Origin of the sequence: Pseudomonas cuatrocienegasensis, from assembly GCF_900110925.1 — a bacterium.
Classification (GTDB): domain Bacteria; phylum Pseudomonadota; class Gammaproteobacteria; order Pseudomonadales; family Pseudomonadaceae; genus Aquipseudomonas; species Aquipseudomonas cuatrocienegasensis.
This window is the reverse complement of sequence record NZ_FOFP01000002.1, coordinates 379,974-398,790: the sequence shown is the minus strand read 5'-3', so window position 1 is coordinate 398,790 and position 18,817 is coordinate 379,974. Positions and strand designations below refer to the sequence as shown.

At 64.7% G+C, this 18,817-nt stretch carries 15 protein-coding genes; 12 read left to right on the top strand and 3 right to left on the bottom strand.

Features of this window, described 5'->3' with window-relative positions; genetic code table 11:
- Positions 1–145: 145 nt before the first annotated feature.
- The 8 genes from ppc (at position 146) to BMW49_RS04645 (ending at position 8,691) form a co-directional block, all read left to right on the top strand.
- The gene (gene ppc, locus BMW49_RS04680; protein WP_069516126.1) at positions 146–2,782 is read left to right on the top strand and encodes a phosphoenolpyruvate carboxylase; all 2,637 of its coding nucleotides are present in this window, start codon (positions 146–148) and stop codon (positions 2,780–2,782) included.
- 244 nt (positions 2,783–3,026) lie between these two features.
- Positions 3,027–3,674, top strand: coding sequence for an adenylate kinase (gene adk / locus BMW49_RS04675; RefSeq protein ID WP_069516125.1), 648 nt, complete (start codon positions 3,027–3,029; stop codon positions 3,672–3,674).
- 260 nt (positions 3,675–3,934) lie between these two features.
- Positions 3,935–4,726 (top strand): 5'-nucleotidase, lipoprotein e(P4) family, encoded by a 792-nt coding sequence (locus BMW49_RS04670; RefSeq protein WP_069516124.1) that lies wholly within the window; start codon positions 3,935–3,937, stop codon positions 4,724–4,726.
- Between the two features lie 390 nt (positions 4,727–5,116).
- Complete coding sequence (gene tsaB, locus BMW49_RS04665; protein ID WP_069516123.1) at positions 5,117–5,797, top strand: tRNA (adenosine(37)-N6)-threonylcarbamoyltransferase complex dimerization subunit type 1 TsaB; 681 nt, start codon at positions 5,117–5,119, stop codon at positions 5,795–5,797.
- 115 nt (positions 5,798–5,912) lie between these two features.
- Positions 5,913–6,254, top strand: coding sequence for a hypothetical protein (locus BMW49_RS04660; RefSeq protein WP_069516122.1), 342 nt, complete (start codon positions 5,913–5,915; stop codon positions 6,252–6,254).
- A gap of 3 nt (positions 6,255–6,257) precedes the next feature.
- A complete protein-coding gene (locus BMW49_RS04655) occupies positions 6,258–7,118 on the top strand; it encodes a DUF72 domain-containing protein (RefSeq protein ID WP_069516121.1) in 861 nt (286 codons plus the stop codon).
- Positions 7,119–7,161: 43 nt separating this feature from the next.
- Positions 7,162–7,998, top strand: a complete 837-nt coding sequence (locus BMW49_RS04650; protein WP_069516120.1) for an isocitrate lyase/PEP mutase family protein — start codon at positions 7,162–7,164, stop codon at positions 7,996–7,998.
- 9 nt (positions 7,999–8,007) lie between these two features.
- The gene (locus tag BMW49_RS04645; RefSeq protein WP_069516119.1) at positions 8,008–8,691 is read left to right on the top strand and encodes an extensin-like domain-containing protein; all 684 of its coding nucleotides are present in this window, start codon (positions 8,008–8,010) and stop codon (positions 8,689–8,691) included.
- Between the two features lie 101 nt (positions 8,692–8,792).
- Here BMW49_RS04645 and BMW49_RS04640 read toward each other — a convergent pair whose 3' ends face one another.
- Positions 8,793–9,242 (bottom strand): hypothetical protein, encoded by a 450-nt coding sequence (locus BMW49_RS04640; RefSeq protein ID WP_069516118.1) that lies wholly within the window; start codon positions 9,240–9,242, stop codon positions 8,793–8,795.
- Positions 9,243–9,332: 90 nt separating this feature from the next.
- Between BMW49_RS04640 and BMW49_RS04635 the strand changes: the two genes are divergently transcribed.
- Positions 9,333–10,127: a class I SAM-dependent methyltransferase gene (locus tag BMW49_RS04635; RefSeq protein ID WP_167362776.1), complete on the top strand. Its 795-nt coding sequence runs from the start codon at positions 9,333–9,335 to the stop codon at positions 10,125–10,127.
- An 11-nt stretch (positions 10,128–10,138) separates the two neighbouring features.
- Here BMW49_RS04635 and BMW49_RS04630 read toward each other — a convergent pair whose 3' ends face one another.
- Positions 10,139–10,786: a TetR/AcrR family transcriptional regulator gene (locus BMW49_RS04630; RefSeq protein ID WP_069516117.1), complete on the bottom strand. Its 648-nt coding sequence runs from the start codon at positions 10,784–10,786 to the stop codon at positions 10,139–10,141.
- 91 nt (positions 10,787–10,877) lie between these two features.
- On the opposite strand from BMW49_RS04630, the gene BMW49_RS04625 reads away from it, so the two are divergent.
- On the top strand, positions 10,878–11,981 hold the full coding sequence (locus BMW49_RS04625) for an efflux RND transporter periplasmic adaptor subunit (protein ID WP_069516116.1): 1,104 nt from the start codon (positions 10,878–10,880) through the stop codon (positions 11,979–11,981).
- 5 nt (positions 11,982–11,986) lie between these two features.
- A complete protein-coding gene (locus BMW49_RS04620; RefSeq protein ID WP_069516115.1) occupies positions 11,987–15,064 on the top strand; it encodes an efflux RND transporter permease subunit in 3,078 nt (1,025 codons plus the stop codon).
- A gap of 416 nt (positions 15,065–15,480) precedes the next feature.
- Here BMW49_RS04620 and BMW49_RS04615 read toward each other — a convergent pair whose 3' ends face one another.
- Positions 15,481–16,158 (bottom strand): DUF4197 domain-containing protein, encoded by a 678-nt coding sequence (locus BMW49_RS04615; RefSeq protein ID WP_069516114.1) that lies wholly within the window; start codon positions 16,156–16,158, stop codon positions 15,481–15,483.
- Between the two features lie 135 nt (positions 16,159–16,293).
- On the opposite strand from BMW49_RS04615, the gene BMW49_RS04610 reads away from it, so the two are divergent.
- A complete protein-coding gene (locus BMW49_RS04610) occupies positions 16,294–18,654 on the top strand; it encodes a DNA polymerase II (protein ID WP_069516113.1) in 2,361 nt (786 codons plus the stop codon).
- Positions 18,655–18,817: the final 163 nt, after the last annotated feature.

Here is an 18,817-nt window from a genome sequence, read left to right as displayed (position 1 = left end):
CCTCGTGGGCCACTCTCCAGAGTCTGTTGCCGTTTCGTTCGCAGCAACGCGGCTTGCGACGCAACGGCAACAGACCCTAGTCTTGGGCAACAGGCAGGCGGCAGGTGTTCCGCTGGCCATGTGCTGTTCACGGCGAGGGAGCTGCATGACTGATATCGATGTGCGTTTGCGTGAAGAGGTCCACCTGCTGGGCGAGCTGCTCGGCACCACTATCCGTGACCAGCATGGCGCGGCCTTCCTCGACAAGATCGAGCTGATCCGCAAGGGCGCCAAGGCCGGACGGCGTGGCGCTGCCGATGGCACCGAGCAGCTCAGTGCCAGTCTCGACGGGCTCAGTGAGGACGAGTTGCTACCGGTGGCGCGGGCCTTCAACCAGTTCCTCAACCTGGCCAATATCGCCGAGCAGTACCACCGCGTGCGCCGTCGCAGCCCCGGTGAGGCCGAGCCCTTCGAGAACCATGTATTGCCGCAACTGCTGCAGCGCCTGATTGCTCAGGGCCATAGCGCTGACGCCCTGGCGCGCCAGGTTGGGCGTCTGGAGATCGAGCTGGTGCTGACCGCCCACCCGACCGAGGTGGCACGGCGTACCCTGATCCAGAAATACGATGCCATCGCCGCCGAGCTGGCGCGTCAGGATCACAGTGACCTGTCTGCCGCCGAGCGCGAGCAGATCACCCAGCGCCTGCAGCGGCTAATCGCCGAAGCCTGGCACACCGAAGAGATTCGCCGTGTCCGCCCTACGCCGGTAGATGAAGCCAAGTGGGGCTTTGCGGTGATCGAGCATTCGCTCTGGCAGGCGCTGCCCGCGGTGTTGCGCAAGGCCGATCAGGCGCTGCATGCGGTGACCGGTCTGCACCTGCCGCTGGAGGCCGCGCCGATTCGCTTCGCCTCCTGGATGGGCGGTGACCGCGACGGCAACCCCAATGTCACGGCTGCGGTTACCCGCGAGGTGCTGCTGTTGGCGCGCTGGATGGCGGCCGATCTGTACCTGCGCGACGTTGACCACCTCGCCGCCGACCTCTCCATGCAGCAGGCCAGTGCCGAGCTGCAGGCCTTGGCCGGCGACAGCGCCGAGCCCTACCGGCAGGTGCTCAAAAGCCTGCGTGAGCGTCTGCGGGCGACCCGGCAATGGGCGCAGCAGGCGTTGCATACACCGCTTGAGCCGAGCGCGGCAGTGTTGCAGAACAATCAGGAACTGCTGGCGCCCTTGCAGGCCTGCTATCACTCGCTGCACGCCTGTGGCATGGGCGTGATCGCCGAAGGCGCGTTGCTCGACTGCCTGCGCCGGGCCGCGACCTTCGGCCTGTTTCTGGTGCGTTTGGACGTGCGTCAGGACGCGACGCGGCATGCCGCTGCGCTGAGTGAAATTACCGAGTATCTAGGCCTGGGGCGTTACGCCGACTGGGACGAGGCGCGCCGCCTGAGCTTCCTGCAGGCCGAACTGGACAGCCGTCGGCCCCTGCTACCGAGCCATTTCAAACCGGCTGCCGACACCGCCGAAGTGCTGGCGACCTGCCGTGAAGTCGCTGCCGCGCCCGCCGCTTCGCTCGGCTCCTACGTGATCTCCATGGCCGGGGCGGCCTCCGACGTGCTGGCTGTGCAACTGCTGCTCAAGGAAGCCGGTTTGCAGCGGCCGATGCGCGTGGTGCCGCTGTTCGAAACCCTGGCTGACCTGGACAACGCCGGCCCGGTGATCGAGCGGCTGCTTGAGTTGCCAGGCTACCGCGCGCGCCTGCATGGCCCGCAAGAGGTGATGATCGGCTATTCCGACTCGGCCAAGGACGCCGGCACCACGGCGGCGGCCTGGGCGCAGTACCGCGCCCAGGAAACCCTGGTCGAGGTGTGCCGCGCGCATCAGGTCGAACTGCTGCTGTTCCATGGCCGCGGTGGCACGGTCGGCCGGGGCGGTGGTCCGGCCCATGCGGCGATCCTGTCGCAGCCGCCGGGTTCGGTCGCCGGGCGCTTTCGCACCACCGAGCAGGGCGAGATGATTCGCTTCAAGTTCGGTCTGCCAGACATCGCCGAACAGAACCTCAATCTGTATCTGGCCGCCGTGCTGGAAGCCACCCTGCTGCCGCCGCCTGCGCCGGAACCGGCCTGGCGCACATTGATGGACCGCCTGGCCGACGATGGCGTCCAGGCCTACCGTGCGGTGGTGCGCGAACACCCGCAATTCGTCGAGTACTTTCGCCAGGCCACACCCGAGCAGGAGCTGGGCCGCCTGCCCCTGGGCAGCCGCCCGGCCAAGCGCCGCGAGGGTGGGGTGGAGAGCCTGCGGGCGATTCCCTGGATCTTCGCCTGGACCCAGACGCGCCTGATGTTGCCGGCCTGGCTCGGCTGGGAAACCGCCCTGAGTAATGCCCTGGCCCGGGGCGAGGGTGAGCAATTGGCGCAGATGTGCGCGCAGTGGCCGTTCTTCCGCACACGTATCGACATGCTGGAAATGGTCCTGGCCAAAGCCGATGCGCAGATCGCCGAACAGTACGACGAACGCTTGGTGGAGCCCGCGCTGCAGCCCTTGGGTGCGCATTTACGCGGCCTATTGTCGCAGGCGGTGACCTGCGTGCTCGGCCTGACCGGGCAGTCGCAGCTGCTGGCCCACAACCGCGAAACCCTGGAGTCGATCAGCGTGCGCAACACCTACCTTGACCCCTTGCACCTGCTGCAGGCTGAACTGCTGGCGCGCTCCCGGCAGCAGTCCAGCCCAGCTGGCAGCGCGCTGGAGCAGGCGCTGCTGGTGAGCGTGGCGGGTATTGCCGCCGGTTTGCGCAACACCGGCTGAGCCCCAGGCAGAGGCCCCAATGCCCCACCAGCCGCGGCATAAACCCGGCTGGCAAGGGGCCATGTTCGACCGTTCGGGTCATGCTTTATCCGACTTTTGGGTGGCTTGTGCGGTGGGGGTGCGCTGTGTATCTTGATCAACCTTTTGGCCGTTTGGCACCTTGTCCGACGCGGCTCGAACCATTCTGAGATTGGCCCCACGAGGCGAGTCCGACGATATTTATCCAATCTTGAGGAGCACATCGATGCGCGTGATTCTGTTGGGAGCGCCCGGTGCGGGCAAAGGTACTCAGGCCGGTTTCATCACCAAGAAGTTCGGCATTCCGCAAATCTCCACGGGCGACATGCTCCGTGCAGCGGTCAAGGCCGGTACCGAATTGGGCCTGGCAGCCAAGAGCATCATGGATGCCGGCGGCCTGGTATCCGATGACCTGATTATCAACCTGGTCAAGGAACGCATCACCCAGCCCGACTGCGCCAACGGTTTTCTGTTCGACGGTTTCCCGCGCACCATCCCCCAGGCTCAGGCCCTCAAGGATGCCGGTGTGATCATCGACCACGTCGTTGAAATCGCAGTAGACGACGAAGAAATCGTCGGCCGTATCGCCGGTCGCCGTGTGCACCCGGCCTCGGGGCGCGTCTACCACACCGAGCACAACCCACCGAAGGTCGCCGGCAAGGATGACGAAACCGGTGAAGAGTTGATCCAGCGTGAAGACGACAAGGAAGAGACCGTGCGTCATCGCCTGTCCGTCTACCACTCGCAAACCAAGCCGCTGGTGGACTTCTATCAGCAACTCTCGGCGGCCGAAGGCACACCGAAATACAGCCACATTCCGGGCATCGGTAGCGTCGAAGAGATCACTGCGAAAACCCTGGCCGCGCTGAACTGAGTTAGTTTCGTCCAGCCGGTCTGGACTCGGGGCTTGTTGCGCAAGCCCCTTCTTATTGCGCCACGCTTTGTGTGCTGGCGCATCATCCGCAAAGGCTCCCTGGGAGCCTTTGTCGTTCATGGTGGTACGGATACGTTTGGGTCGCTCTCAAGCATGAGGCGGCGCGACAGGCTTTCTACTATCGGTAACGCTCGCGGTCGGCTGTCCGCTGCAGCGGACAGACGACCCGCCTATCACCCCTAAGGAAGAGAGGACATTCAATGACCGAGAAACCAGCAATCAGCCGCCTTTGGCTGGGCCTTGCGCTCTCGCTGCTGGCCACCCCAGCCGCTTTTGCCGATACGGCTGCGCCAGCCAAGGAGAAGGAGCAGTGCGCTGTCGCCGAGCACACCATGGGGCTGCGTTTCCAGCAGCAATCGGCGGAAGTTCAGGCCCTGCAACTGCAGGCCTACAACATCGCCACGCTGAAGCTGGATGCAGCCGTGGCGGCGGCCAAAGATGCATCGAAGCTGGCGATCGTCACCGACCTGGATGAAACCGTGATCGACAACAGTGCCCTGCTGGCGCGCGATTTGGCCAACTGTCATACCTATGATGCCTGGGATACCTGGCTGCCCTGGGAGCGCGACGGTACGCCTGCGCTGATCCCCGGCGCGAAGAAGTTTCTCGAGCATGCCGATAAGCTGGGCGTGACCATTCGCTATATCTCGGACCGCGCCGACGAGCAGAAAAAGTACACCCTGGCCACCCTGAGCAAGCTCGGTCTGCCACAGGTCTCGGAGGAGAGTGTGCTGCTGCTGGGGCCACCCAAGGTCGAGCGTCGCGCCATTGTCAGCGCGGACCATCAGATCGTCCTGCTGCTGGGCGACACCCTGCACGATTTTGACGGGCGTTTCCGCAAGACGCCGCTGGACGAACAGCGCGCCACAGTCGCCGCCGAAGCGGACAAATGGGGTGCCGAGTGGATCGTCTTCCCCAATGCCGGTTACGGCACCTGGTCCAAAGCGCCGCTGCAAGGCTGGGACGCTGAGACGGTTATCGAGAAGTGGTGACTTTAGCGTAGCAACGCGCTGAATGCGGTGGGCGTATTCTGAAGGCTATGTCCCAATTGACTGTTGCAGTCGCATGCAGACCATAAACGCGGCTCCCGTAGGAGCGCCGCCCCCGGCGCGAAGCTTGTGGGCTATCTTATAGACCGCTGAATGGCTGCTATTCGCCGCGAGGCGCGGCTCCTACGAGAAGCAGCGGCGCCGTGCAACACCGAGCTGGGACATAGCCATTCTGAAACCCGGATTACGCCCGCGGCAACTCGGCTCACGACAAAACAGCAACAAACCCAGACGCCCCTTCGCTCGCACAGCGCGCGAAGGGGCGTCTGTGCTGGAAAATTCCCCCCTAAACCGGTTTAATGCCCGCCCGCTTAGCCATCTCTGTAGATCGTCATGACCACTCTGCTGGCCCTCGACACTGCCACTGAAGCCTGCTCCGTTGCGCTGCTGCATAACGGTGAGGTGATCAGCCACTACGACGTGATCCCGCGTCTGCATGCCCAGCGCCTGCTGCCGATGATTCAGCAACTGCTGGCGCAGGCTGGCGTGTCCCTGAATGCTCTGGATGCAATTGCCTTTGGCCGTGGGCCGGGCGCGTTCACAGGTGTGCGCATTGCCATCGGCGTGGTGCAGGGGCTGGCGTTTGCGTTGGAGCGCCCGGTGCTACCGGTCTCCAACCTGGCGGTACTGGCCCAGCGCAGTCTGCGTGAAGCGGGTGCGCAGCAGGTGGCAGCCGCCATCGACGCGCGCATGGATGAAGTGTACTGGGGCTGCTACCGCGCTGAAGCGGGGGAGATGCGCCTGCTGGGCCATGAAGCGGTTTTGCCGCCGGAGCAGGCGTGTTTGCCGGCGGGTGCCGAGGGCGACTGGTACGGTGCGGGCACTGGTTGGGGCACTCACGCCGGGCGCATTGCCGTGGCCACCAGCGGTCAGGATGGTGCGCTGCTGCCCCATGCCCTGGACTTGCTCACCCTGGCCCGTTTCGCCTGGGCGCGGGGAGAAGCGCTGCCGGCCGATCAGGCGCAGCCGGTCTACCTGCGCGATCAGGTCGCCACCCCCAAGGCAGCACGTTAATTCGGCCTTCTGTCGCGAAAACGGCTTGCCGCGTCCGGCGCGATTGCCAAGCCGGGATGGCGCGGCTAAATTGCAATCACTTTGCCTCTATTGGCTTCTGCCGAGCAGTTTCTGAATGCGCATAGACGGTTCCATCGCTCCCTACTCGCCCGATCGCGGTCCTCGCTCGGGAACGGCCGTTACGCCGTTCCGTGAAGCGCAGCGCGAGGTCGAGGCGCGTCGCGAGCAACCGGCCGCACCGTCGAGCACCCAGGGCTTTGAACAGACACCGCAGACCCGCCGCGTCGAGGCTTCGTCCGCCAGTGTCGACAGTTTTCCTGCGCGCACGCGTGATCTGGACTACCAGCCAGCCCTGAGCAATCGCGCCGCACAGGCCATTGCCAGCTACAGCACCACCGCCGCCTACGCCAACGATGTCGATGCACAGCAGGTGCTGGGTCTCGACCTGTTCGCCTGACGCGTGCTGCCCTATTTTCTCGGTTGTCCGTCCTGGAACGAAGCCGCCTGGCGCGGCAGCGTCTACCCCGCTGACTTACGCTCTGCCGATCGTCTCGAACACTACTGCCGACTGTTCAATGCGGTAGAGGGCAATACCACCTTCTACGCGCGGCCTGCGGCCGATACGGTGGCGCGCTGGGCCGAGGTGATGCCGGCGACGTTTCGCTTCTGCGCCAAGCTCCCCCGCGATATCAGCCACGAAGGCGACCTGCGCGACCAACTGGCCGCGACCCGTAGCTTTCTCGAACTGCTCGCGCCATTGGGTGCGCGGGTAGCGCCGCTCTGGCTGCAACTGCCGGCCAGTTTCGGCCCGCAACGCCTCGGCGAGCTGGGTGACTGGCTGGAGGCTTTCGCCTCGCGGGCGCTGGCCGTAGAGGTGCGGCATCCGGCGTTCTTCGCCAAGGGTGACGAGGAGCGGGCACTCAATCGCCTGCTGCATGGTCTGGGGGTGGAGCGTATCTGCCTGGATTCGCGGGCCTTGTTCAGTTGCCAGTCGAGCGCCCCGGCGGTGCTGCACGCGCAGGCGAAAAAGCCGCGCCTGCCGATTCGCCCGACTGCCTTCAGTCAGGCACCCCAGGTGCGTTTTATCGGCGGACCGGATCTTGAAGCCAATCAGACGTTTCTTGAGCCTTGGGTGGATAAGGTCGCGGGCTGGATCGAGCAGGGGCTGACGCCTTATGTCTTTCTGCATACCCCGGACAATCAGCTCGCAGCCGCCCAGGCGCTGCGTTTTCACGCATCGCTGGGCACACGCCTGCCGGGCTTGCCGGCGTTACCTGAGCCGACAGCTCAGGTTGCAACGCCGCAACTCGACTTGCTGTGAGGTTGTCCGTAGGTTGTCGGTTCAAAGCCAAAGGAGGTGGGTGATGACCAAGCAGGATCAGCAACAACGGGGTGAGCGATTTCGCGCCCTGCACCAGGGTGACGACCTCCTTGTGCTGCCCAACCCCTGGGATGCCGGCTCGGCGAAAATGTTAGCCGCCCTGGGCTATCAGGCCTTGGCCACCACCAGCGCCGGCCTGGCATTCTCCCTGGGGCGACGGGATGCCGAAGGGGCGGTGAGCCGCGAGGAGACGCTGGCCAATGCGCGAGCGATCATCGAGGCGACGGCATTGCCGGTGGCCGCCGACCTGGAAAATGGCTACGGCGATGCGCCCGAGCAGTGCGCTGAGACCATCCGTTTGGCGGCCTCGATCGGCCTGGTCGGTGGCTCCATCGAAGACGCCAGTGGCCAACTGGCGGCGCCCATCTACCCCTTCGAGCTGGCCGTTGAGCGCGTTCGCGCAGCGGTCGAGGCGGCGCGTGACTTGCCATTTCCCTTTACCTTTGCTGCGCGTGCCGAGAACTTTCTCCACGGCCGGCCCGACCTGGACGACACCATCAAGCGCCTGGTGGCCTTCGCCGAGGCGGGTGCCGATGTGCTCTATGCGCCGGGGCTGACGACCCGCGAGCAGATTCGTGCGGTGGTCGAGGCAGTCGCGCCGCGCCCGGTGAACGTGCTGGTGGGTTCGGCGGCGCTGCAACTGAGCCTGGATGCGCTGGCTGAACTGGGCGTCAAGCGTGTCAGCCTGGGCTCCAACTTCGCACGGGTGGCGTATGGCGCCTTTTTCGCTGCAGCCGATGAGCTGATCAACCAGCGCAGCTTGACGGCCACGGGCCGGGCCATGGCATTCGAGCGCATCAACGACCTGTTCAAGGGCTGAGGGCTCAGGATGCGCGGGCTGATCCTGCTGCTGGTGATGGTTGTCGGGGGCGCAGTGGCGGTTCAGCAACAATGGCTCGCGGTGCCCGCGCAGTGGAACCCCTGGGCGCCGCTGGATGTGCAGCGTCCGCCGAATTGGCTGACGCCGTTCAAGCTTTGGCGACTGCAGGATGATCCGGCGTTGTGCGCCCAGGCGCTGGACAGCTCCACCTTGCGTTACGTCGCATTGGCCGACAGCACGCCTGAGGCCAACTGCCCGCTGAGCAATACCGTGCGCGTGCAGGGCTCTGAGGTACGCCTGAGCAGCAGTTTCGTCGCCAGCTGCCCGTTGGCCGCTGCCTTTGCCCTGTTCGAGCGCCATGGCCTGCAACCGGCGGCGCAGTCGGTATTCGGCAGCCCGGTGACGGTGGTCGAACATGTCGGCAGCTTTGCCTGTCGCACCATCGCCGGTAGCCAGCGGCGCAGTCAGCATGCCAGTGCCAATGCGTTGGATATCGTCGGCTTTCGCCTGGCGGATGGCCGGCGTATTCGTGTGCTGAACGATTGGTCGGGCGATGATGACGAGGCGCGTTTTCTACGCGCAGTGCGTGATGCTGCCTGCCGTAGCTTCAACGCCACTCTGGGCCCGGATTACAACGCCGCCCACCGTGATCACTTTCACCTCGATATGGGCTTGTTCCGCATGTGCCGGTGAGGCTTATCCGCTCAGACATTGCTGCATAGTATTTAGTGCTTATGCGGCGCAGGAGCTTAGATCTGTAGGGTGCGCTGTGCGCACCATTTTCAACGGCTTGCTTAGCCGCTCAGGCGTTGCTGCAGTGCCATGCGCGCGAGCAGTTGCTCCCAGGGCAGGATCATCGGTTCGTTATCGGTGGTGCTACGCGTGGCCAGCGCGGTGCCAGGTTCGTTTGCCGGGCTGGGGGCGGCGATCAAGGGCCAGGCATTGGCGGCCAGACCATTGCGACCGTGATCGATCACTTGCAAGCGGCTGGCATAGGCACGTTGCTCGGCGATCAGGCTGCCCTCGGTCGCGGCCTGGGGCGCGGCTTGCGCAGCTGCATCGTGCATAGCCGACGCGGGCAGGGCAGGGGTGGTTGCCGGCGCTACGGGCTGCGCGGGGAACATCAAACTGTGCAGGATCTGGTCGTAGAGCACCGAGCAGGCTTCGGCACCCTGGACGCGCGCGGCGGCCCTGGCTTTGGAGCCGGAAACATCATCAGCAAGGCGGGATACGATCTCAAGCATGGCAAACTCGGTGCGCCGGGCGCCTGCCGGGTCTGGCAGAATGCGCGCTCATTCCCCTATCGGCCGCTTGGCCACGAAATTGAGCCGTACATGAGCACGATCTGCGAACACCCGAATGAGGCCTCGATCAGTGTGCATTCCCTGGCGCCGCATTTCCATGAGGCGGCGGCGCAGTGGGCCGAGCGTCTCGGCTTGCCCCTGGGCAGCGACACGGCCTTCGCCCTGCAACTGGGCGCCGAGGGCCTGCAACTGGTCGAGCGCGGGCCCCAGGCACCCGGCCCGGTGCGGGTGGACTTCGTCGAGGGTGCCATGGCCCATCGGCGGCAATTCGGTGGCGGCACCGGGCAGATGATCGCCAAGGCGGTTGGCGTACAGCCGGGCATTCGCCCGCAGGTGCTCGACGCGACCGCGGGGCTGGGTCGCGACGCCTTTGTTCTGGCCAGCCTGGGGTGTGCGATGACCCTGATCGAACGCCAGCCGCTGGTGGCGGCGCTGCTTGCCGATGGGCTGCAGCGTGCGGCGCTGAGCAGTGAAGTGGCGCCGATCACCGCGCGCATGCAGCTGCTGACGGGTAACGCCATCGAGTTAATGCAGGGCTGGACACAAACGCCGCCCCAGGTGATCTACCTCGACCCGATGTTCCCGCACCGCGACAAGAGCGCGCTGGTGAAAAAAGAGATGCGCCTGTTCCGCCCCTTTGTCGGCGACGATCTCGACGCCCCAGCGCTGTTGGCCGCGGCCCTGGCCTTGGCGAGCCATCGGGTGGTGGTCAAGCGTCCGCGCAAGGCGCCGGCGATCGAGGGCAGCAAGCCAGGCTACGTGCTTGAAGGCAAATCCAGTCGTTACGACATCTATCCGAAGAAGAAGCTCGAACCCACGGGCTAAGGGCTAAGAGGTCAGGTGCGTTCACTGACCTGAAAGGCCCGCACGAACAGCGCCACCACCTCTCGTACATGCTGTTCTGCGGCCTCGCCTTGTGGCGCCTCGCCACACCCGACCAGCAGGCGGAAATTGGCGACGCCCTTGAGCAGGCAGAGGAAGTGTTCGGCGGCGGTTTGCGGGTTGCCGAGGCGTAACTGGCCGCGGGCGTCGGCCTTGCGCAGCAAACGCTCCATTTCCACCAGCACGCGCTGTGGACCAGCCTCGTAGAACATCCGCGACAGCGTGGCGTCCTGGGTGGCCAGGGTCACCATGACCCGGTGCAACTCGATGGATTCATGGCTGTTGATCAGCGCACAGAAGCTCAGGCCGATCGCTTCGAGCACCCGTTCGATGGGCGCACCCTCGGGCAGCTCGAACAGGTGCTCGGGCAACTGCTCCTCACAACGCGCCTGCACCGCGGCAGAGAACAGCGTCTCCTTGTCATTGAAATGGCTGTACACGGTCAGCTTCGACACACCGGCCTCGGCGGCGATGGCATCCATGCTGATGCTCGCGTAGCCGTGGCGCAGAAACAGCGTTTTGGCCGCTTCGAGAATGGCCTGGCGCTTGGCTGGATCCTTGGGCCGACCCGGGCCGCTGGCGGGTAACGAGGTATTCGACATGAGGCGTATTAAATACTGGACTGGCGGGTTTGCTATTTTTACTATACTCCGCAGTACAAATATTCCAAACCCTCTTGAATGGTCATCCCTCATGTTACGCCAGGCCCTCTGCGTTACTGTGCCCCTGACTCTTGCCCTGCTGCTCGGCGCCTGTGGCGATGGTGCGCCGACCGAGCAGCCCATCCGCCCCGCGATGGTGGTGCAGCCGCAGCGAGCTGGCGAACTGGTCGACAGCTACCCCGGCGAGGTGCGCGCGCGCTTCGAGCCGCAACTGGCATTTCGCATTGGCGGCAAGGTCAGCCAGCGTCTGGTCGACGTGGGTGACCAGGTGAAGAAGGACCAGCCCCTGGCTGAACTCGATCCGCGCGATGTGCGCCTGCAACTGGAGGCCACCCGGGCTCAGGTCGCCGCCGCGCAAGCCAATCTGCAGTTGGCCAAGGCCGAGCGTGACCGCTACAAAAAGCTGCTTGAACGCAACCTGGTCAGCCGCTCGCAGTACGACAACGCCGAAAACACCTACCGGGCGGGTGAAGCACGGCTCAACCAGATCCGCGCCGAGTTCAGCGTGGCTGACAACCAGGCCGGTTACGCCGTGCTGCGCGCGCCGCAGGATGGGGTGATTGCCGAGCGTCAGATCGAAGTGGGGCAGGTGGTTGGCGCTGGGCAAACCGTATTCACCCTGGCCGCCGATGGCGAGCGCGAGGTCCTGATCAATCTGCCAGAGCAAGCCTTCGAGCGCTTCAAGGTCGGCCAGGCGGTCGAGGTGTCGCTGTGGTCGCAGCCCGATCAGCGTTTCGCTGGGCGCATCCGCGAAATGTCCCCGGCGGCAGACGCACAGTCGCGCACTTTCGCCGCTCGCGTGTCCTTTACCGAAGGCAAGGTCCCGGCCGAGCTGGGCCAGAGTGCCCGGGTGTTTATCGCCCATGAAGGCAACGTGCCGCTGGCCGTGCCACTCTCGGCACTGAGCGCTGAACAGGGCAAGCCCTATGTCTGGGTCGTCGACCCGCAGACCTCCACGCTCAAGCGCACGTCGGTCCGTGTTGGCCCCTATGGCGAGAAGATGGTGCCGGTACTCGAGGGGCTTACGGCCGATGATTGGGTCGTGGCCGCAGGTGCGCAGGTGCTGCGTGAAGGGCAGCAGGTACGCCCGGTTGACCGTGACAATCGGTTGATCAACTTCGCGGCCAAGGAGTGATCGCGATGGACTTCAACCTTTCCGCTTGGGCATTGCGCAATCGCCAGATCGTGCTCTACATCATGATTCTGCTGGCTGTGGTTGGGGCCTTGTCCTACACCAAGCTGGGACAGAGTGAAGACCCGCCGTTCACCTTCAAGGCCATGGTTGTGCGTACCAACTGGCCCGGTGCCAGCGCCGAGGAGGTGGCGCGCCAGGTGACCGAACGCATCGAAAAGAAGCTGATGGAGACCGGTGAGTACGACAGGATCGTTTCCTTCTCGCGTCCTGGCGAGTCGCAAGTGACCTTTATGGCCCGCGACTCCATGAACTCGTCGCAAATCCCCGAGCTCTGGTACCAGGTACGCAAGAAGATCGGCGACATTCGCAATACCTTGCCCCAGGGTATCCAGGGGCCGTTTTTCAACGATGAGTTCGGCACCACCTTCGGCAATATCTACGCCCTGACCGGCGAGGGCTTCGACTACGCGGTGCTCAAGGACTATGCCGATCGCATCCAGCTGCAGCTGCAAAGGGTCAAGGATGTCGGCAAGGTCGAGCTGGTCGGCCTGCAGGACGAGAAGGTCTGGATCGAGCTGTCCAACACCAAGCTGGCGACCCTCGGTCTGCCCCTGGCGGCGGTGCAGCAGGCGCTTGAAGAGCAGAACGCGGTCAGCTCGGCCGGTTTCTTCGAGACCACCACTGACCGCGTGCAGCTACGCGTTACCGGGCGCTTCGAGACGGTCGATGAAATCCGTAATTTTCCTATTCGCGTGGCGGATCGCACCTTCCGCATCGCCGATGTGGCCGAGGTCAAGCGTGGCTTCAACGACCCACCCGCACCGCGCATGCGCTTTATGGGCGAGGACGCCATTGGCCTGGCCGTTTCGATGAAGGCCGGCGGCGACATTCTGGTGCTCGGCGAGGCCCTGGAAGTCGATTTCGCTCGCCTGCAGGAAACCCTGCCGGCGGGCATGCAGCTGCGCAAGGTCTCCGACCAGCCGGCGGCGGTGCGTACCGGTGTCGGCGAGTTCGTCCGGGTGCTGGCCGAAGCGGTGATCATCGTACTGCTGGTGAGCTTCTTCTCCCTCGGTATCCGCACCGGCCTGGTGGTGGCGCTGTCGATCCCGCTGGTGCTGGCGATGACCTTCGCCGCGATGTACTACCTGGGCATCGGTCTGCACAAGATTTCCCTCGGCGCGCTGGTACTGGCGCTGGGGCTGATGGTCGACGACGCGATCATTGCCGTGGAGATGATGGCGATCAAGATGGAGCAGGGCCTGGATCGTATCAAAGCGGCCAGCTACGCCTGGACCAGCACGGCATTCCCCATGCTCACGGGCACCCTGATCACGGCGGCAGGCTTTCTGCCCATCGCCACGGCCCAGTCCGGTACGGGCGAGTACACCCGTTCGATCTTCCAGGTGGTGACCATCGCACTGATCGTTTCCTGGATCGCCGCCGTGGTCTTCGTGCCTTACCTGGGCGTCAAGCTGCTGCCTGATCTGGCCAAGCGGCACGCTGCCAAGCAGCATGGCAAAGACGACCACGACCCTTATGGCACACCGTTCTACAGCCGCGTACGACGGACCGTGGAGTGGTGCGTGCGCTGGCGCAAGACAGTGATCGTGCTGACCCTGGGCTTGTTCGTTGCCTCGATTCTGCTGTTCCGCTTCGTCCCGCAGCAGTTCTTCCCGGCCTCCGGGCGCCTGGAACTGATGGTCGACCTCAAGCTGGGTGAGGGCGCTTCACTTAGCGCCACCGAGGCCGAGGCGCATCGCCTGGAACGTCTGCTCAGTGAGCATGAGGGCATCGATAACTACGTGGCCTACATTGGTACTGGTTCGCCGCGCTTCTACTTGCCGCTGGACCAGCAACTGCCGGCAGCGAGCTTTGCCCAGTTCGTGGTGCTGGCCAAGAGCATTGAGGAGCGTGAGCAGGTGCGCCTGTGGCTGATCGACACCCTGCGCGAGCAGTTCCCCAGCCTGCGTACGCGGGTGGCGCGCCTGGAAAACGGCCCGCCGGTGGGCTATCCGGTGCAGTTCCGTGTTTCCGGGGAGCACATCGACGAGGTGCGTGCCCTGGCCCGCGAAGTGGCTGACAAGGTGCGTGAGAACCCCCATGTGTCCAATGTGCATCTGGACTGGGAAGAGCCGAGCAAGGTCGTGCGCCTGAATATCGATCAGGAGCGCGCCCGTGCCCTGGGCGTCAGCACCGCCGATCTGTCGAGCTTCCTGCGCAGCTCGCTGACCGGCTCGCCGGTCAGCCAGTACCGCGAAGGCAACGAGCTGATCGAAATACTGCTGCGCGGCACCCTCAGCGAGCGCCAGGAACTGAGCCTGCTGCCGAGTCTGGCGGTGCCCACTGAAAGCGGTAAAAGCGTACCGCTGGCGCAGGTGGCGACCCTGGAATACGGCTTTGAAGAAGGCGTGATCTGGCACCGCAACCGCTTGCCGACCGTTACCGTACGGGCCGACGTGTATGGCAAGGAACAGCCGGCCAGCCTGGTCCAGCAGATCCTGCCGACCCTGGAACCGATCCGCACGGCCATGCCGGACGGCTACCTGCTGGATATCGGCGGCAGCGTCGAGGACTCGGCCCGTGGACAGGCATCCGTGAATGCCGGTGTGCCGCTGTTTATCGTGGTGGTGCTGACCCTGTTGATGCTGCAGCTCAGAAGCTTCTCGCGCTCGGCCATGGTATTTCTCACCGCGCCCCTGGGGCTGATCGGTGTGACCCTGTTCTTGCTGATCTTCCGCCAGCCGTTCGGCTTCGTTGCCATGCTCGGCACCATCGCCCTGTCCGGGATGATCATGCGCAACTCGGTGATTCTGGTTGACCAGATCGAGCAGGACATCAGCAGCGGCATGGATCGCTGGCACGCCATCATCGAAGCCACGGTGCGGCGCTTCCGGCCCATCGTGCTGACCGCCCTGGCGGCGGTGCTGGCGATGATCCCGCTGTCACGCAGCGTATTCTTCGGGCCGATGGCCGTGGCCATCATGGGCGGGCTGATCGTCGCCACCGCCTTGACCCTGCTGTTTTTGCCGGCGCTGTATGCGGGGTGGTTCCGGGTTAAAGAAGCGGAGCGCGTGGCGGATTGAGTGTGGGCATCCCCTGGAGCGAATTGCTGCCTGATTGACCTTGGGCGCGCTAAACGCCGGTGTCTGCCAGGCAGCGTGGGAGGGGCTTTAGCCGCGATAGGTTAAGGCTCTGTATCGATGGTTCCCACGCTCTGCGTGGTAACCCCGCTTGGCACGCTCTGCGTCCGTTGTAGCGAGACGCGGAGCGTCTCTGGCTGCATGCCCACGCGGGCGGTTCGACGTCTCGACGTGGGAACGATCAATATTGCATGGCCGCTTGGCGGGGAGCGACACGAGTAGCCGAGTAGGGTGCGCTGCGCGCACCTAGAGCCTGCGCCGGCGCGCACCCTGCGGCCTCAGGTGTACCGTGCGCTGTGCCTATCCCTGGGTATCGCTGCGCTCAACCCAGGCTACCAGGGCAGGTCGCTATGGCTTGCTTAGAGCGCGCCAAACACCTTCTTCGCCAGGCTGGTCGCGGCGGCGGCGGGGTTTTCGCGGATGCTGGCTTCCTGTTGGGCGATCATTTCGAACAGGCCATCGAGCGCCTGCTCGGTGACATAGCTTTCGATATTGGCGCTTTTCGCGTCGATCACGCCGAAGCTCGCGGCCTGGCCGGCGAAGCTGTTGTACTGCTTGGCCAGGCCGACCTGGTCGGTGGCCTGTTTGACGATGGGCAGGAACTTGGCACGGATCTGTTCACGGCTGCTTTTGTTCAGGTACTGGGTGGCGGAATCTTGCGGCCCGCTGAGGATGCCCTTGGCGTCCTGCACGCTCATTTTCTTCACCGAGTCGACGATGATCGCCTGAGCCTGGGGGACGGCGGCTTCGGCGGCCTTGTTCATGCTTGCTTCAAGCTGGCTGACCTGGGCACCCATGCCCATCATCTTCATGGTCTTGGCCGCTTTGCCGAGGTTGCCCGGTAGTTCGATGCGCACGTCCGGGTTATTACTGAAGCCGCCCGGCGTGCCGAGTTGTTTGACGGCCACTTGCACGCCCTGGGTCAGGGCATCTTTGAGGCCGCCGCTGGCGTCACTTTGGGTCAGGTCGGCGAGCGACAGGGCGAGCGCGCTGGTGGACAGGGCGAGACCAGCAGCGAGAGTGAGGATGCGGCGCATTGAGCAGACCTATGGACAGGGGAGCGGTCAGACGAGCTTAGCCGACCCGGCGGGCGCCGCCAATCGGCGTGGAGCGCGCGCGACACGCCCAAGCCACGTAGAATCAGCGGTCATTGCGTATTACAGAGATTCAGGGTGGACCTGCAACAGGGCTTTGTCCTCACTCGCCATTGGCGCGAAACGCCGAGCGGCACCGAGATCGACTTCTGGCTGGCCACCGACCAGGGGCCGCAGCGCATTCGCGTGCCGCCACAAACCTCCGTGGCCTTCGTGCCCCAGGAGCAGCAGGCCCAGGCCGAGGCACTGCTGGCCGGCGAGCGCGATCTCGAGTGGCGCGCCCTGGCGTTGCGCGACTTTCACCAGCGCCCGGTAGTGGGCCTCTACTGCCGTCAGTACCGTCAGTTGCTGGCGCTGGAAAAACGCCTGCGCGCCGCCGGGGTGGATGTGTACGAGGCCGATATCCGTCCGCCGGAGCGCTACCTGATGGAGCGCTTTATCACCGCGCCGGTGCAGTTTGGCGGCAGCGCTGTCGAGGGTTGCCTGGTCGATGCGCAGATCCGTCCGGCGCCGGACTACCGCCCGCAACTGCGCCTGGTGTCGCTGGATATCGAGACCACCTCGCGCGGCGAACTCTATTCGATTGCCCTGCAGGGCTGCGGCCAGCGCCACGTGTATATGCTGGGCCCGGCCAATGGCGATGCCACCGCGTTGGATTTCGACTTGAGCTACTGCGCCAGCCGCGCCGAGCTGCTGGAGCGCCTCAACACCTGGCTGGCGACCCACGACCCCGATGCGATCATCGGCTGGAACCTGGTGCAGTTCGACCTGCGCGTGCTGCACGAGCATGCCCAGCGCCTCAAGGTGCCGCTGCGCCTGGGCCGTGGTGGCGACGAAATGGGCTGGCGCGCGCACCGTAGCGCCAGCAACCATTACTTTGCCGAGGCGGCCGGGCGGCTGATCATCGACGGCATCGAAGCGCTGCGCTCGGCGACCTGGAGCTTCCCCTCGTTCAGCCTGGAGAACGTCGCCCAGACCCTGCTCGGCGAAGGCAAGGCGATCGACAACCCGTACCAGCGCATGGACGAGATCGACCGCATGTTCGCCGAGGACAAGCCGGCGCTGGCGCGCTACAACCTGCGCGACTGCGAGCTGGTCACGCGGATCTTCGCCCACACCAAAATCCTCGACTTCCTCCTCGAGCGCGCCACCGTTACCGGCCTGGCCGCCGACCGCAGCGGCGGCTCGGTGGCGGCCTTCACTCACCTGTATTTGCCGGCGATGCACCGCCAGGGCTTCGTCGCGCCGAATTTGGGTGAGCGTCCGCCCCAGGCCAGTCCCGGCGGCTTTGTCATGGCGTCGCAACCCGGTTTGTACGAGTCGGTGCTGGTGCTCGATTACAAGAGTCTGTACCCCTCGATCATCCGCACCTTTCTGATCGACCCGGTGGGGCTGATCGAGGGGCTGCGCGAGCCCGACCCGGCGCACGCCGTGCCGGGCTTTCGCGGGGCGTACTTCTCGCGCACGCGGCACTGCCTGCCGGCGATTGTCGAGCGTGTTTGGCAGGGCCGCGAGACGGCCAAGCGTGAGCACAACCAGCCGCTGTCCCAGGCGCTGAAGATCATCATGAACGCGTTTTACGGTGTGCTCGGTTCCAGCGGCTGTCGTTTTTTCGATACGCGCCTGGCGTCGTCGATCACCCTGCGCGGCCACGAAATCATGTTGCGCACCCGTGCACTGATCGAAGCCGAGGGTTATCAGGTGATCTACGGCGACACCGACTCCACTTTCGTCTGGCTGCGCCAGGCCCATGACGAGGCCGCGGCGGCGCAGATTGGGCGGGCGCTGGTGGCACGGGTCAACCAGTGGTGGCGCGAGCACCTGGCGCAGGAGCTGGGCCTGGTCAGCGCCCTGGAGCTGCAATACGAAACGCATTACAAACGCTTTCTGATGCCGACCATTCGTGGCACCGAGGAGGGCAGCAAGAAGCGCTATGCCGGGTTGGTTGGGCGCAGCGACGGGCCGGATGAGATGGTCTTTAAGGGCCTGGAAACCGTGCGCACCGACTGGTCGCCCCTGGCCCGGCAGTTTCAGCAAGAGCTGTACCGACGCATTTTTGAGCGCCAGCCCTACCAGGACTATGTTCGCGAAACGGTGCAACGCACCCTGGCCGGTGAGCTGGACGAGCTGCTGATCTACCGCAAGCGCCTGCGCCGGCGTCTTGATGACTACCAGCGCAACGTGCCGCCCCATGTCCGCGCAGCGCGCCTGGCCGACGAGCACAACCACGCCCAGGGCCGCCCGCTGCAATACCAGAGCGGAGGCTGGATCAGCTACCTGATCACTCAGGCCGGCCCCGAGCCCCTGGAAGTGCGCCACGCGCCCATCGACTACGGGCATTACGTCAGCCGCCAGTTGCAACCCATTGCCGACGCCATCCTGCCGTTCGTGGGCGACGATTTCGCCACCCTCATCGGCGGGCAGATGGATTTGTTCTAGCGTGGGAGGGGCCGGGCGGCGTTCCGCTTTAGCCGCGATGCTTTCAGCGCTTTCAAGGATTATCGCGAATAAATTCGCTCCTACAGATAGCGACCAATTATGTGTGTCGTGACACTAGTCGAGTTCTGTGGGAGCGCCGCCCAGCCCCTCACACAGAAAACTG